15 protein-coding genes are annotated in these 13,295 nt (G+C 59.8%); 6 read left to right on the forward strand and 9 right to left on the reverse strand.

The window, feature by feature from the left end:
• Positions 1 to 8: 8 nt before the first annotated feature.
• The 7 genes from CUJ84_RS03480 to CUJ84_RS03510 form a co-directional block, all read right to left on the reverse strand.
• Positions 9 to 593 (reverse strand): hypothetical protein, encoded by a 585-nt coding sequence (locus CUJ84_RS03480; protein ID WP_105005195.1) that lies wholly within the window; start codon positions 591 to 593, stop codon positions 9 to 11.
• Between the two features lie 106 nt (positions 594 to 699).
• Entirely contained in the window at positions 700 to 1,062 is a 363-nt protein-coding gene (locus CUJ84_RS03485; RefSeq protein WP_105005196.1) for a pentapeptide repeat-containing protein, read from the reverse strand.
• Positions 1,063 to 1,239: 177 nt separating this feature from the next.
• Positions 1,240 to 1,929, reverse strand: a complete 690-nt coding sequence (locus tag CUJ84_RS03490; RefSeq protein ID WP_105005197.1) for an HAD family hydrolase — start codon at positions 1,927 to 1,929, stop codon at positions 1,240 to 1,242.
• A gap of 187 nt (positions 1,930 to 2,116) precedes the next feature.
• Positions 2,117 to 3,949 carry a methyl-accepting chemotaxis protein gene (locus CUJ84_RS03495; protein ID WP_105005198.1) on the reverse strand — a complete coding sequence of 611 codons (1,833 nt, stop codon included), beginning with the start codon at positions 3,947 to 3,949 and terminating at the stop codon, positions 2,117 to 2,119.
• 235 nt (positions 3,950 to 4,184) lie between these two features.
• Positions 4,185 to 4,628, reverse strand: a complete 444-nt coding sequence (locus CUJ84_RS03500) for a hypothetical protein (RefSeq protein ID WP_105005199.1) — start codon at positions 4,626 to 4,628, stop codon at positions 4,185 to 4,187.
• Between the two features lie 9 nt (positions 4,629 to 4,637).
• Positions 4,638 to 4,982, reverse strand: a complete 345-nt coding sequence (locus tag CUJ84_RS03505; protein WP_105005200.1) for a hypothetical protein — start codon at positions 4,980 to 4,982, stop codon at positions 4,638 to 4,640.
• A gap of 52 nt (positions 4,983 to 5,034) precedes the next feature.
• Positions 5,035 to 5,502 (reverse strand): hypothetical protein, encoded by a 468-nt coding sequence (locus CUJ84_RS03510; protein WP_105005201.1) that lies wholly within the window; start codon positions 5,500 to 5,502, stop codon positions 5,035 to 5,037.
• A 373-nt stretch (positions 5,503 to 5,875) separates the two neighbouring features.
• Between CUJ84_RS03510 and CUJ84_RS03515 the strand changes: the two genes are divergently transcribed.
• Both CUJ84_RS03515 and CUJ84_RS03520 read left to right on the forward strand, forming a co-directional pair.
• Positions 5,876 to 6,307, forward strand: a complete 432-nt coding sequence (locus CUJ84_RS03515) for a hypothetical protein (protein ID WP_245457515.1) — start codon at positions 5,876 to 5,878, stop codon at positions 6,305 to 6,307.
• An 813-nt stretch (positions 6,308 to 7,120) separates the two neighbouring features.
• Positions 7,121 to 9,433 carry an autotransporter outer membrane beta-barrel domain-containing protein gene (locus CUJ84_RS03520; protein WP_105008077.1) on the forward strand — a complete coding sequence of 771 codons (2,313 nt, stop codon included), beginning with the start codon at positions 7,121 to 7,123 and terminating at the stop codon, positions 9,431 to 9,433.
• A gap of 3 nt (positions 9,434 to 9,436) precedes the next feature.
• Here CUJ84_RS03520 and CUJ84_RS03525 read toward each other — a convergent pair whose 3' ends face one another.
• The gene (locus tag CUJ84_RS03525) at positions 9,437 to 10,123 is read right to left on the reverse strand and encodes an ArsR/SmtB family transcription factor (RefSeq protein ID WP_105005203.1); all 687 of its coding nucleotides are present in this window, start codon (positions 10,121 to 10,123) and stop codon (positions 9,437 to 9,439) included.
• Between the two features lie 72 nt (positions 10,124 to 10,195).
• Between CUJ84_RS03525 and CUJ84_RS03530 the strand changes: the two genes are divergently transcribed.
• The 4 genes from CUJ84_RS03530 (at position 10,196) to CUJ84_RS03545 (ending at position 12,767) form a co-directional block, all read left to right on the forward strand.
• Positions 10,196 to 10,525, forward strand: a complete 330-nt coding sequence (locus tag CUJ84_RS03530; RefSeq protein ID WP_075224706.1) for an NIPSNAP family protein — start codon at positions 10,196 to 10,198, stop codon at positions 10,523 to 10,525.
• Positions 10,522 to 10,872, forward strand: a complete 351-nt coding sequence (locus CUJ84_RS03535) for an antibiotic biosynthesis monooxygenase family protein (protein ID WP_105005204.1) — start codon at positions 10,522 to 10,524, stop codon at positions 10,870 to 10,872. The genes CUJ84_RS03530 and CUJ84_RS03535 overlap by 4 nt, the downstream gene beginning before the upstream one ends.
• A gap of 315 nt (positions 10,873 to 11,187) precedes the next feature.
• On the forward strand, positions 11,188 to 11,445 hold the full coding sequence (locus CUJ84_RS03540) for a hypothetical protein (protein WP_226532118.1): 258 nt from the start codon (positions 11,188 to 11,190) through the stop codon (positions 11,443 to 11,445).
• Positions 11,446 to 11,624: 179 nt separating this feature from the next.
• Positions 11,625 to 12,767, forward strand: a complete 1,143-nt coding sequence (locus tag CUJ84_RS03545) for a site-specific DNA-methyltransferase (protein ID WP_075224704.1) — start codon at positions 11,625 to 11,627, stop codon at positions 12,765 to 12,767.
• A 157-nt stretch (positions 12,768 to 12,924) separates the two neighbouring features.
• Here CUJ84_RS03545 and CUJ84_RS03550 read toward each other — a convergent pair whose 3' ends face one another.
• The gene (locus CUJ84_RS03550) at positions 12,925 to 13,290 is read right to left on the reverse strand and encodes a nuclear transport factor 2 family protein (protein ID WP_105005205.1); all 366 of its coding nucleotides are present in this window, start codon (positions 13,288 to 13,290) and stop codon (positions 12,925 to 12,927) included.
• Between the last annotated feature and the right edge of the window lie 5 nt (positions 13,291 to 13,295).

The following is a 13,295-nucleotide window of genomic DNA, read 5'->3' on the forward strand; positions in this document are numbered from 1 at the left end:
GAGGCCGCTTAGTGAATGATTGGCGCCTCGGCCGAACAGTGAAATCGCGCTTGCGCGGCAGCGATAATAATCTGCAAATCTTCAGTGAATTCGTCAAATTCAATAGCAAATGGGTCTGCCAGGATTTGCCTGAGGCCTAAAATCTCGATCAGGCTAAATCGAGCAGATAAGCGATCCTGATCGTTCTCAGTCATCATGATTTCCAGCAACTTGCAACCGATCGCATTATCATGGAGTTTTTCGAGATACACATCGGCAAGATGTATCGCCGTCATTCGGCTATTTTGCCATCCAATATCCTCGTCGGACATGATCAGGGCGCGCAACAGATCTTTGTAGGCATCGATAAGGCCCATATATCGGCATAATATTTTGAGCGCCAATTCTCCGTAGACATCACGTTCCTCGCCAAAGAGATATGGTTCGACCAACCGTGCATCAGTCGGCTCACCGCATAGCCCGACGACATACAGTGCGGCGCTAATATTTCCCTTCGCAGCAGAAAGGATTTCTCTGGCGTATTCGATCTCACGGGTAGTCACTTCTCCCGGCTTTACTCCCTGCGCGCGGTTGCGGATGTCAGCAATATCCATAAACCTCTCCGCTATTGATTTGGTTACGGCTCTTTCGAGCGCCGTCCCGAGAAGTTCGCTTGATTCAGGTCATGAACTCATGAACCACTCGACGGATTCCGTACAATCAGCGCGGCGGTAATTCGCCCCTGCCGAAAACATATCCGAAAGCGCTGGCCTCTTCGAAAGTGGTGCCTGTTAAATCCGCACTATCGAAGATGGCAGCATCGATTGCCGATCCGAAAAATGTTGCCGATGCTAGATTCGCTCGCGAGAAGTCGGACGCTTTGACGTTGCAATGGGAGAAGTCTGCGCACTCCAGGTTGGCCTCCCTAAAGCTTGCAAAAAAGTGATTTCCAGAAAAAACGGCGCCACGAAGATCAGAATGGCTGAAATCGTAAGTGCCGTCGTCACGGTCCAAGTCCCGAAAAATGCGTTCTCCAGTCGCATAACGCGCAAGGATTTTTTCCGATTTGATGTCGCGGTTCATATCAACAAGTAAAACAGTAAATGTCCTTCGCAGGTCAACAGGTCAGAACATTCAGACACAGTACGAGACCTGGTTGCCTTCAATCGATATGATCTGGCTGACTTTGAATGGCACCTTCTGGTTTTTAGGAAATGCTCTCTGCATAGCCCGCGACCGCGGCCTCAAAACCTAAAGCGTTCAGAGAACATTGTCCCAGGCCGCCAGTGCGGCGACGACGCCTGGCAGGTCGCTCATGCGGGAGATCGCCGTTTCGGCGCCGGCATCCGTCAGCTTGTCGGCATGGGCGGGATAGGTGTGCGAGGCGCCGGTAAAGCCGATGACGCGCATGCCGGCGGCGCGCGCCGCATGCACGCCGTGCACGGAATCCTCGACCACGACAACCTTGTCAGGCGAAACACCCATCTGGCTTGCGCCATGCAGGAAGATGTCGGGCTTCGGCTTGGCGCGGTCGGGGCCAAGGTCCTTGGCGGAAAAGATGTTCGGCGCAAACAGCGGCTTCAGGCCCACCTTGGTCAGCATCATCTCGAGCCGCTTGGTGCTCGAATTCGAGCAGATGCAGCGCTTGATCGGCAGCCTGGAGACGGCGAATTCGACGCCCGGAATGGCCTCGACGTCCTGCGCCAGCCTGAGGTCGAGCATATGCTCCGACTTGTCCAGCAGCGAGGCCGAAAACGGGATGCTCGCCTCACGCTCGATCTGCAGCAGGATGTTGCGCCATGTCATGCCGGCGAAGCGCTCGCCCATTTCTTCGACGCCGATCGGATATCCGGCCTCTGTCAGAAGCGCGGATTCGACTTCCGCCGCGATGATTTCCGAATCGACGAGAACGCCGTCGCAATCGAAGATGATGAGGTCGAAGCCGTCCATATGTTCACGCCTTGCTGAAAGTCTGGGCCTTGTCCGGGAATGCTGCGGCTTTACACGATGCCCGGCCAAAGCTCAACCTGATCTCAAGCATGGCTGCGATGCGGCAGACGACCGGCTCCGGCATTGCTGCCGGATCGGTCGTGTCGGGTTGGCGTAGGAATGAACAATGGCGAGCAGATACCAGCCGTCAGGCCGCCAGCTGCCCACCCCGGCGTCCGGCTGCAGATTGCGTCGAAGCCGTCGGCCGAAGCCTGAACCGGGAAACCAGTTCACGCAGCTTTGCCGCTTCCTGTGCAAGCTGGCCGGATGCCGCGGTGGATTGCTCCACCATCGCCGCGTTCTGCTGGGTCACCTGGTCCATGGAATTGACGGCGGTGTTGACTTCGGCAAGGCCGGTCGACTGCTCTCTGGCCGATACGGCGATTGCATCCATGTGCTGATTGATGCGGGCAATCTGCTCGCTGATCGCCTTCAGAACCTGGCTGGTGTCGAGAACCAGTTTGACGCCGCTATCTACTTCCACCGACGATTTCTGGATGTGGCCTTTGATTTCCTTTGCCGCCTGAGCCGATCTCTGGGCGAGCTCGCGGACTTCCTGGGCTACCACCGCAAAACCCTTGCCTGCGTCTCCGGCGCGTGCCGCTTCGACGCCGGCGTTCAGCGCCAGCAGATTGGTCTGGAAGGCGATCTCGTCGATCACGCCGATAATGCTGGAAATCTGCTGGGACGAAGCCTCGATGCGGCGCATGGCTTCTTCGGCATGCGACACGACTTCCGAAGACTTGGCGGCATTGCGGTTTGCATCGGTCGCTTCAGTGCGTGCCTCATCGGTCCGCTTGCTCGAGTTCGAGACATTGGCGGTGATCTGATCGAGCGCTGCGGCGGTTTCTTCGAGAGAGGCTGCCTGCTGTTCGGTTCGTTTCGACAGATCGCCGGCCCCGGAGGCGATTTCCCTGGTGCCTTCGTCGATCGCGGCAATGGCGGTCGCAATCGCGCTGAGCGTCTGATCGAGCTGCCTGATCGACATGTTGAAATCATGCCGGAGGCCCTCGAAATCGGGCGCAAACGGCTCGTCGATCTGGAACGCGAGATCGCCGGATGCAAGCCGCTTCAAGCCTGCGGCGAGCCCCGATGTCGCCGCCCGCAGCCGTTCGGCTGCATCTTCGTCGGCCTGCTTGCGCGCCGTGACCCGCTCGGCTTCGCCCTGCAATCGGGCTGCCTCGGCGTCTTGCTCGAGTTGCTTATTGGCAATCGCCGCCTGGCGGAAGATTTCGACGGCCGATGCCATCGATCCGATTTCATCGGTGCGGCCGATCCCGGTGCAGGCAATGGCCGTGTCACCGCCGGCAAGCTTTTGCATGTCATTGGAAAGCGAAAGGATCGGCTTGGTGACGGTCTTGCGGGTCAGGAAATAGAGGCCGAGCGCAAACAGCGCGGCCGCAGCCAGAAGTGCCTTCAGAACAATATCGACCGAAGCTTTTATCTCGGCGCTATGCTTGGAAATATCGTCCGACGCCGCCGTGATCTGGTCCCCGGTCTGTTCCATGGCCGTTTCCAGCGTCGAGAACTGCGCCATGAATTCCGGTAATGCCTTCAACGCCGCGGTGGGATCCTTGCCGGCGAGATCGACCATCGCAGTGGCGCTTTCCATATAGGCAAGGAGGGGACGTTCGACGCCGGTAAGGATCGTTTTGGTCTTTTCGTCGGAGGCAAGCGCCTTGTTGGCGTCGATCATCTCGCGGAAAGACGCCTCGTGCTCCACCAGATCTGCCTTCACCGCGTCAGCGGCGATGCCTGCTGCCGGGTTGGATGCCAGCATCGACGCGAGCACGTCCGCGCGCAGCGCGTCATGCATCATGTCGGCCTGCATGTGATTGCGCAGAATTTGCGCTGACTGGCTGACATCGGCGCTGTTTGCAGAAAGGATGGAGGCGGACCAGATACCGACGCCTGTGGCGCCGCCCGCCAACCCGAAAATCGCAATGCTCGCGATGATGATCTTATGCTGGATCGATGCCATGACAGGGTTCTCACGTTAATTCAGAACGTGAGAGTAGCCGAACATGCTTAATTATTTTCTCAGCACCATGTGGCTTAGCGGCGCAAAAACAACAGGTTGTGGTTGATATTTCATTCTCGACAAATGGTTGAGATCTTTGCGCGCCGAGCGGATGCGTCGGTGCCGCACCTCACGGCGCCGAAGATGCAATAGGGGTGGGGCTCGTCCATGTTTGCGATGCACGAGCCCCATCCGACTATTCTTCCGGCAGGATGATCTTCCGATTGGTTGTGTTCTTCACCGGCTTTTCGCCAGGGACATGCGACATGGTGCGAGTCGTGCTTTCCAGCGTGCTGCCGTCGGTGCTGGTCTTGGTGCGGGACTTGCTGAACGTTCCCTTGTCCACCGCCTGAGCCTTGGTCTGCGCCTTAAGCTTATCGCCATTGTCGTTGATATGAGTCTTGCTTTGCGCGTTGCCGTCGGTGGTGGCGGCACTTCCGCCCGATCCGATCGAAGATGTCGTGCCACCGTCGGTTCGACAGTTGCCTGCGGTTCCGACCGAGCTGGCAGACGTTCCTCCGGCCGAAGCGCTCCCGCCTGTTTCGACCGTTCCGGCCGCATTGCACTCTTCGGCAAGAACGGCTGGGCTCGACGCGAGCAGCGCGATCGAGGCGGCTGCGATAAGGTTGATGTGTTTCATTGCCATCTCCTATTTCTTCGGCTTGGTGATGGAGCAGGTTCCATCCGACCGTTTCGTAATCACGGTGCCGTCAGGCCGGGTGACGCTCGCGGTCGAATAACTGTCCACGCTTCCCGATCCGGCAGATGAACCGGCTGAGGCGGACGACGAAGAGGAACCGGTCGATCCGCCGCCGGTCGTGGTCGATGAGGAAACATGTCCGTTGCCAGCCGTCACGGTGGTGGACATATCCCCCGCCTGGGACCGGACGACGGTGCATGTCGTTCCGTCATCGAGCTTGATCTCCTCGGACATTGCCTGTCCGACGATCAGGGCGAGTGAAGCCCCCAGTGCGATTGTGGAAAAGTTTGCCATTGGTTTATCTCCGAGGGCTTGGCCGACGCCATCAAGGCGCCGGCCGACATCGTCAGCAGCCTTTGGTGCCGGCGGCGTCCTTCTTGACCTGTCCGGGTGCACAGCCCTTCTTGCCCTTGCTGTCGTGAGAGCTTCCCGCAGCACTGCTGCCGGTGCCGACAGTGCTGCCGGTCTTGTCTCCGTCGGCGGACGAGGCACCCGTTCCGACGCTCGAGGCGGAATTCGCATCGCCCGAACCTGCGGCAGAGCCGCCGGTACCGACCGTGCTGCTCGAGGTGCCGCCGCCGGCTGATGAGCCGCCGGTGCCGACCGTCGAGGACGAGCCGGATTTGCAATTGGTCGCGCCAGCAGGGCAGTCGCCCCCGGCAGAGCTGCCACCAGTACCGATCGTGCTGCTCGCAGTTCCGCCGCCGGCCGACGAACCGCCAGTGCCAACGGTGCTTGACGATTGTGCGAAACCGGAAACAGCCGTGCCAGCCAAAAGGGCGGCCGCCAAGGCCAGATGTGTTGCCTTCATCATGGTGTATTCCTCCGTTTGTTGTTGCCTGCTTTCGCATCCGGAGCGGATGGATAGCTGGGTGACAAACTTCGGTTTCGACCCACTGTTCCTGCCTTAGGCACTCAGTCGGATGGCCTTCGGACCTTGGTCTGGCTTGGTCGCCATCGCTTACGATCGAGCGTGATGAGACGGTTTCATGTCCGCGCTCTAGGTTGGAACCAGTATTCCGAGCTTCACCGAGATCGATCAAATCCGCGTCATGCCAGACTAACCGCAGCCCGGGGACTACCTTTGGCAAACTCATGCACTAGATGGCGATCGAGGAGGACGCCACCGCCGCTCTTGGGAGGAGAACAAGCGGCATGCCTAGAGAATGGATGAAGAGGAAGACTGCATGACGATCGAGGACATCATCGAAACCCTGGAAAAGACTGACATGCCCGACAGCCGGATCGACGCCTTCATCACCTGTGCCTTTCTGTTGAAGCAATTCCGGCCGGCCGAGCCCAACGATTTCGACGGTCCTAACGATTATCTGCCGAGCAGTATCAAGTCAGAGCACGGCTTCCTGATGGCGCGGCCCTTCACACACGACGTCAATCACGCCATCGATCTGTGCCGGGAAGTCCGGCCGGATGCGGTTTGGCACCTTGCCCGCAGCCGCCAGACAGCGGACGAGTCGCTCTACGGCGCGCAGCTGCGCGAGATCCGGGAGGACGAAAATGTCGTCGGTGAAGCCGAGAGCAATCACGCGGCGCTGGCCCTTACGCTTGCGGCACTGCGGGCGCATGTGCGGCAGGAAGATGAAAAGAGGGCAGGTGCGTGAGCGCTCGGGAAGCTGGGGCGGCGCGCGCGTAAGCGGCGTGAACGGGCAAGATCCGCGGGCAAGGGGACGGCTCCAAAAAGGGTTCACATCGCAATCTCACTTTTGATCACTTGTCGCGGAATGGTTGAACGAATGGGGCGCGACATTGCATCTGCTTCGCATGCGATCTCGGGGGACATGCGCCGTTGGAATGAGATCGAGATCGTGGCGGCTGTCACAGCCAAAGGCCTATGCTCGAATTCGCGCTTCAATGTATGGCGCAATCCATCGCCGGCGGCACTTTTGACTGTCGCCTGGCGGTTTGCTTGAACTGAGCGGACGCCCAAGGACCGAACTCATCTTGCGAGCTGGGTCGATCTTTCGGGACCTTACAACTTGCCTGAAATTGGCAAGGAATGTTCAAGCTTTAGGAGCATTTAGTAGAGCCGGCAGGTTGTCATCCTTCTGCGCCTCACCTACCGTATTGTTCCGTAAACGATTCCGGGGACGATCATGAGCCGCAATATGCTGGGAGGTGCCATCAACAAGATGGCCGCCACGTCTCTGACTCTGCGAGGTCTGTTGATCGGTGCCTTGGGGGCGGCGCTGGTGGCACTCTCCGCAGGAGCGGCATCGGCCCAAGTCGCTCTTTGGACCGGCGCGTCAAGCAGTGACTGGACGAACGGCAGCAACTGGTCGACCGGGACCGCTCCGGTGGCAGGTCAAACTGTCAACATCGGCGGAGCGGGTGCAACGCGGCCGGATACAGTCCTCGGGATAGGCGGGCCAAGCGTCGTTTCGATAGGCGCCATAAACGTGGGCCAAGTCGCCGGTGTGTCTGGCGCACTCACGATCCAGAACGGCAGCCGTTTGACCAGCACAAGCATCGCCCGGCTTGCGATCGTAGCCGGAAGCTCCGGGACCGTCACAGTCACCGGCTCAGGATCGCAATGGAACATACCCGCTGGAACTTTTTATGTCGGCTTTCAAGGCACAGGCACGCTCAACATTGAAAATGGCGGGCAAGTCACCACGGGATCCAATACAATCTTGGGCGGCGGTGCCGCGTCGTCGGGCACGCTCAACATCGGCAGCGGCGGCACCTTGCAGACGCTATCCCTCCGGGGCGGCCCCGGCGCGAGCCAGGCCAATTTCGACGACGGCATTCTGCGCGCGTCGGCCGCCAACGCGACTTTCATCAACGGATTTTCCGGCACCGAACTCAACCTGCTCTCCGGCGGGCTGACGATCGACACCGCAGGCTTTGCCGTAGGAACCGACGCAACGTCTGGCTTTTCAGGCGTCGGTGGCCTGACCGTCACCGGTGGCGGTGTCTTCAGCCTCCTGGCTAGCAGCATCTATACCGGCGAGACGCAGATCGACTTCGGCAGCAGCCTCACGCTATCCGGCGCCGGCGCCATCGCCAATTCCAGCCGGGTTGTCGCGGATGGCATCTTCAACGTTTCGGCCGCCACGACGCCGACCATCCAGAGCCTGGCGGGCAGCGGTAGCGTGCTGCTCGGCGCCCAAACTCTGACGATCACCAATGCCAACGACACCTTCGGCGGCGTCATCGGCGGCACGGGCGGACTGACCGTCTCTGGTGGCAATCAGGCGCTATCGGGCGTCAACACCTATACCGGCGCGACGGCTGTGAGCGGTGGCCGGCTTGCCGTCAATGGTTCGATCACCAGCCCGGTCACGACATCGGGCACCGGCATTCTCGGCGGCATCGGCACGATCTTCGGCGATGTGACCAATGCCGGCGTGGTGGCACCCGGCAATTCGATCGGCACGCTGACGATCGCAGGCAACTATACCGGCAGTGGCGGCGTCCTCGAGATCGAAACAATCCTCGGCGGCGATGCCTCTCCATCCGACCGTCTGGTGGTGACGGGCAATACAGCGGGCACGACTGATGTCACGGTCACCAATCTCGGTGGTGGCGGGGCGCAGACGGTCGAAGGCATCAAGATCATCGATGTCGGCGGCATATCCGCAGGCAACTTCTCGCTGCTCGGCGACTATGTGTTCGAGGGTGATCAGGCCGTGGTCGGCGGCGCATATGCCTATCGCCTCTACCAGGGCGGCGTCAGCACGCCTGCCGATGGCGACTGGTATCTCCGATCGACCGAGCTCGATGCCGCAGGCGTCGCGATCGGACCGATCTATGCGCCCGGTGTGCCGGTCTACGAGGCCTATGCCGGCGTGCTGCAAAGCCTCAACCAGTTCGGCACGCTACGCCAGCGCACCGGGGGCTGGATGCTCGACGGTGATCGATCCGAAGACCAGGACGGCAACACCGCAGCCACCGGGATCCAGACCCGCATCGGCGGTGTCCGTTCGCACTTCGAGCCGGAAAGCTCGACCACCGGCACCGACTATGAGGTCAGCAGTTGGACGCTGCAGGCGGGTGTCGACGGAATGCTGCGCGAAAGCGAGGCCGGTGCTCTGATCGGCGGGATCAACTTTCATATGAACACCGCTTCGGCCGACATCTCCTCGCGCTTCGGCAAGGGCGACATCGACACAACGGGTTATGGCTTCGACGGCACCTTGACCTGGTACGGCAAGAGCGGCTTTTACATCGACACGCAGGCTGCCGTCACCTGGTATGACAGCGATCTCAAATCGTCGACACTTCAAACTTCGCTTGCCGACGGCAATGACGGCCTCGGTTATGGGTTCAGCGTCGAAGCCGGACAGAAGATCGCTCTGACTAGCCAGTGGTCGCTGACGCCGCAGGCGCAACTCGCCTATTCCTCGGTGCGCTTCGACAGCTTCACCGATGCCTTTGGCGCCGATGTATCGCTCGATGATGGTGACAGCCTGACCGGTCGCCTCGGCATTTCGGCCGATTTTGACAGCGATTGGAAGGATGCCTCCGGAAAGACCAGCCACTCGACGGTCTACGGCATCGCCAATCTCTATTATGACTTCCTCGACGGCTCGGAAGTCGATGTCTCTGGGACCAGCGTCGTCAGCGAAAACCAAGCCCTCTGGGGCGGTCTTGGCCTGGGCGGTTCACTCAGTTGGGCCGATGAGCGTTATGCAGCCCACGGCGAAGCCTTTGCCAGCACCAGCCTCAAGGACTTCGGCGACAGCAACACCATCGGCGCAAAGATCGGATTCAGCGTGAAATGGTAGCGATCAGCCCTCGACCGGAAAAAGCCTCAGGAACTGCCGGTCGCCTTCCGGGGAAAACAGGATCGAGCGGCTCTCGGCCGTGCGCCGCGCCCAGCCTTTGTCGAGGAAGCTTGAAAGCAGGGCCTTGCCGAGGCTGCCGGCGAGGTGGGCGCGTCTTTCGCTCCAATCGAGGCAGGAGCGGCAGAGCGGGCGGCGCGACGATCTGAGGTCGCCGACATCGATGCCGATGCGTTTGAGATCGCCTTCGCCCTTTTCCGTCAGCGCCAGGCCGTCGCCGACTGCGTCGATCGAGCCGGAGGCAATCAGGCTGTCGAGCATGCGCACGCCGTAATCGCCGGCAAGGTGATCGTAGCAAATGCGCGCCTTGCGCAGCGCCGGCTCCTTCGGTCCCGGCTGGTGGCGCAGATGGCCGCGTCCGGCGGCAAAGCCCATCATGCTTTCGATCAGCCGGGCGACGGCCTCGTCAGCCAGCGTGAAATAACGGTGGCGGCCCTGCTTGCGCTGGGCAAGCAGCCCGCCGGCCTCAAGCTTGGCAAGATGCGTGCTCGCCGTCTGCACGGTGATGCCGCCGACGCCGGCAAGCTCGGTCGCCGTCAGCGCCCGGCCGCCGGTCAGTGCCGCCAGCATGTTGGCGCGGGCGGGATCGCCGATCAGCGCGCCGATCTGCGCAATGTCTGGACCTTCCTTCATACTTCGATCGTAACCGAAGCATCGCCGTCAGGCAATGTGCGAAAACGGGTGAGCAGCCAAAGGAGAAACTATATGATCACCTGCTTCATCCGCTATCAGATCGACCCCTTCAAGAAGGAGGCGTTTGCCGAATATGCCCGCAACTGGGGCCAGGCGATTCCGAAGAATGGCGCCGACCTGATCGGCTATTACGGTCCGCATGAGGGCTCGGCAACGACGGCCTACGGCGTCTACAATATCGAAAGCCTTGCCGCCTACGAAGCCTATCGCGCACGGCTGGCTTCCGACCCGCTCGGCCGCGAGAATTACGAATTTGCCAGACGCGAAGGCTTCATCCTGAAGGAGGATCGCATCTTCCTCAAAAATGTCTCCGCTCCTCACGCCAAGCTGGTGCTGTCATGATCGCCGTCATCTTCGAAGTCGTGCCCTATATGGGCGAACGCCACAAATATCTGGATCTCGCCGGCGAGCTGCGCGCCGAGCTCGAAAAGATCGACGGCTTCATTTCGATCGAGCGTTTCGAGAGCCTGACGACCCGCGGCAAGCTGCTGTCGCTCTCGTTTTTCCGCGACGAGGCGGCGGTCAAGGAATGGCGTAATCTCGAGGCGCACCGGGCAGCCCAGCAGGCCGGACGCGGCGGCATCTTCGCCGATTATCGCCTGCGGATTGCCAGTGTCGTTCGCGATTACGGCATGTTCGAACGCGACGAGGCGCCGGCCGACAGCCGCAGCGTCCACGATGCGGCGTGACGCATGGCGTCCAATCCACGCTGTCCACGGGCGCCCTGAAAGCTGCTTGTTGATCTTGAAAATATGGAGAAGAACCTAACACCCTTCGTTGGCATTCTCGCGGTCACGCAACTGGCGCAACCGGTTTGAACTATGGGCGTGACAACGAATTTATTTCATCTATCAAATTGAAGGAAATGCTATCTACGGTCTAAATCTCAAACTGGACGGGAAATCCAAATCGTGTGGGCTTCAAGGATAATCAAATTTACTTGGGCCGCCATATTTTCTTTTATTTTCATTGTCTTAGCGCTCCTGATAATTTCGACGATTATCATGTTCATCCAGAATCCTGATCGCATTGGAGTTACATTCCCAGAACGGGCAATCTCGGATGCTGCGCGCTTGACCCACCGCAGTCAAAACGAAATCGATGGAGAATGCAGCATAAAGGGCAGCTATTTTGAGAAGAGCGTTAGCTGCGAGATGACAAGAACTCAGGATGGTAAAATAACAGACACTATATTGTTGGAATATACGCTGATGTTTGACTCGATAACGAGTATTGCCGATACCCGGGAAAATCTTGAATAGAAAGATGGCTGACGCCGTCGAACCTCAATTCAGCCGCGACGGGCTCAGGCCATCTCACCCCGGTTGCCCGACTGCCAGCCGAATAAATTCCCGAAATCGGCCACCGCTTCAGGCTTTGGTAACTAAGTTGCGTAACCATAACGGACAGTTAAGCGTAGAGCGTATGAGTGAGTATCAGAATGGCATCAGTTTTTCCGCTTGCCGACCTCAAGGCTTCCGTCAAGTCGGATTCCCGGCCGGGCTCTTGGGTCGACACGATCATCAAGGGCGATTGCGTCAGCGCCCTTGAAGCCTTGCCCAGCCACTCCGTCGATATCATCTTTGCCGATCCGCCGTATAATCTCCAGCTCGGCGGAACGCTGCATCGTCCCGACCAGTCGCTGGTCGATGCAGTCGACGACGAATGGGATCAGTTCGCCTCCTTCGAGGCCTATGACGCCTTTACCCGCGCCTGGCTGCTGGCCTGCCGGCGTGTGCTGAAGCCGACCGGCTCGATCTGGGTGATCGGCTCCTATCACAATATCTTCCGCGTCGGCGCCACGCTGCAGGATCTGAATTTCTGGATCCTCAACGATATCATCTGGCGCAAGACCAACCCGATGCCGAATTTCAAGGGCCGCCGTTTCCAGAACGCCCATGAGACGATGATCTGGGCAAGCCCCAGCGCCAAGGCCAAGGGCTATACCTTCAATTACGATGCGCTGAAGGCCGCCAATGACGACGTGCAGATGCGCTCCGACTGGCTCTTTCCGATCTGCAACGGCAGCGAGCGGCTGAAGGGCGAGGACGGCAAGAAGGCCCATCCGACGCAGAAGCCGGAAGCGCTGCTCGCCCGCGTCATCATGGCCTCGACCAAGCCTGGCGATATCGTTCTCGATCCCTTCTTCGGCTCGGGAACGACGGGCGCCGTCGCCAAGCGTCTCGGCCGTCACTTCGTCGGCATCGAGCGCGAACAGGATTATATCGATGCGGCCTCGGCCCGCATCGCCGCCGTCGAGCCGCTCGGCAAGGCGGAACTGACCGTCATGACCGGCAAGAAGGCCGAAGTCCGCGTCGCCTTCAACGTGCTTGTTGAAAGCGGCCTGATCAAGCCCGGCCAAGTGCTGACCGACGCCAAGCGCCGCTATAGCGCCATCGTCCGCGCCGACGGCACGGTCGCTTCAGGCGGCGAGGCCGGCTCTATTCATCGTCTCGGCGCCAAGGTGCAGGGGCTCGATGCATGCAACGGATGGACCTTCTGGCATTTCGAAGACGGGCAGTCCCTGCGCCCGATCGACGATCTCAGGTCCGTCATCCGCAGTGATCTGGCAAAGGCGGAGTGAGCAGCGCCTCTAACGGATCGAAACGACCTTCTTCCGATTTCCCTCCAGTTGCGGAAGAAGACCAAAGCGCCCGGGGTCAAACCCCGGGCGTCCTCTTTTTGTTTTTGCGCAATTCCGGACGCAAAACCGCTCTACACTTTTGCTGGAATTGCTCCAGTCAGAAGTCCTGATAATCGGTGACGTCGACCCGCGTGACGCGCCCTTCCGCATTGAAGGTGATCGTCTCCTCACCCTCGCGGATCAGCGGCTTGCCTGATTTGCTGTGGGTGGCGCGCACCGACCAGACCGATCGGCCGGAGAGCGGCGTCAACGTTTCCACCAGCGAATTTTCCGCCGTCTGATCGGGATAGTCGTCGAAATAACGCCGGAAGGCAGCCATGATCTCGGCGCGGCCGGTGAGATCGCCGACGCCGTTCGAGACATAGGTCGCGTCCTCGGCGAAATAGGCCTCGATGACGGGAAAATCGAGGGCGTTGATGGCGGCGTGAAAGCGTTCGATCTCTTCTGCGGGGTCGAATGCCATGGATC

The organism is Rhizobium leguminosarum (assembly GCF_002953715.1).
Lineage (GTDB): Bacteria > Pseudomonadota > Alphaproteobacteria > Rhizobiales > Rhizobiaceae > Rhizobium > Rhizobium leguminosarum_V.

Excerpts from the sequence above, each read along its gene's own strand:
- CUJ84_RS03480 (WP_105005195.1), bottom strand. The coding sequence starts at position 593 with ATGGATATTGCTGACATCCGCAACCGCGCGCAGGGAGTAAAGCCGGGA.
- CUJ84_RS03485 (WP_105005196.1), bottom strand. The coding sequence starts at position 1,062 with ATGAACCGCGACATCAAATCGGAAAAAATCCTTGCGCGTTATGCGACT.
- CUJ84_RS03490 (WP_105005197.1), bottom strand. The coding sequence starts at position 1,929 with ATGGACGGCTTCGACCTCATCATCTTCGATTGCGACGGCGTTCTCGTC.
- CUJ84_RS03495 (WP_105005198.1), bottom strand. The coding sequence starts at position 3,949 with ATGGCATCGATCCAGCATAAGATCATCATCGCGAGCATTGCGATTTTC.
- CUJ84_RS03500 (WP_105005199.1), bottom strand. The coding sequence starts at position 4,628 with ATGAAACACATCAACCTTATCGCAGCCGCCTCGATCGCGCTGCTCGCG.
- CUJ84_RS03505 (WP_105005200.1), bottom strand. The coding sequence starts at position 4,982 with ATGGCAAACTTTTCCACAATCGCACTGGGGGCTTCACTCGCCCTGATC.
- CUJ84_RS03510 (WP_105005201.1), bottom strand. The coding sequence starts at position 5,502 with ATGATGAAGGCAACACATCTGGCCTTGGCGGCCGCCCTTTTGGCTGGC.
- CUJ84_RS03515 (WP_245457515.1), top strand. The coding sequence starts at position 5,876 with ATGACGATCGAGGACATCATCGAAACCCTGGAAAAGACTGACATGCCC.
- CUJ84_RS03525 (WP_105005203.1), bottom strand. The coding sequence starts at position 10,123 with ATGAAGGAAGGTCCAGACATTGCGCAGATCGGCGCGCTGATCGGCGAT.
- CUJ84_RS03530 (WP_075224706.1), top strand. The coding sequence starts at position 10,196 with ATGATCACCTGCTTCATCCGCTATCAGATCGACCCCTTCAAGAAGGAG.
- CUJ84_RS03535 (WP_105005204.1), top strand. The coding sequence starts at position 10,522 with ATGATCGCCGTCATCTTCGAAGTCGTGCCCTATATGGGCGAACGCCAC.
- CUJ84_RS03540 (WP_226532118.1), top strand. The coding sequence starts at position 11,188 with ATGTTCATCCAGAATCCTGATCGCATTGGAGTTACATTCCCAGAACGG.
- CUJ84_RS03545 (WP_075224704.1), top strand. The coding sequence starts at position 11,625 with ATGGCATCAGTTTTTCCGCTTGCCGACCTCAAGGCTTCCGTCAAGTCG.
- CUJ84_RS03550 (WP_105005205.1), bottom strand. The coding sequence starts at position 13,290 with ATGGCATTCGACCCCGCAGAAGAGATCGAACGCTTTCACGCCGCCATC.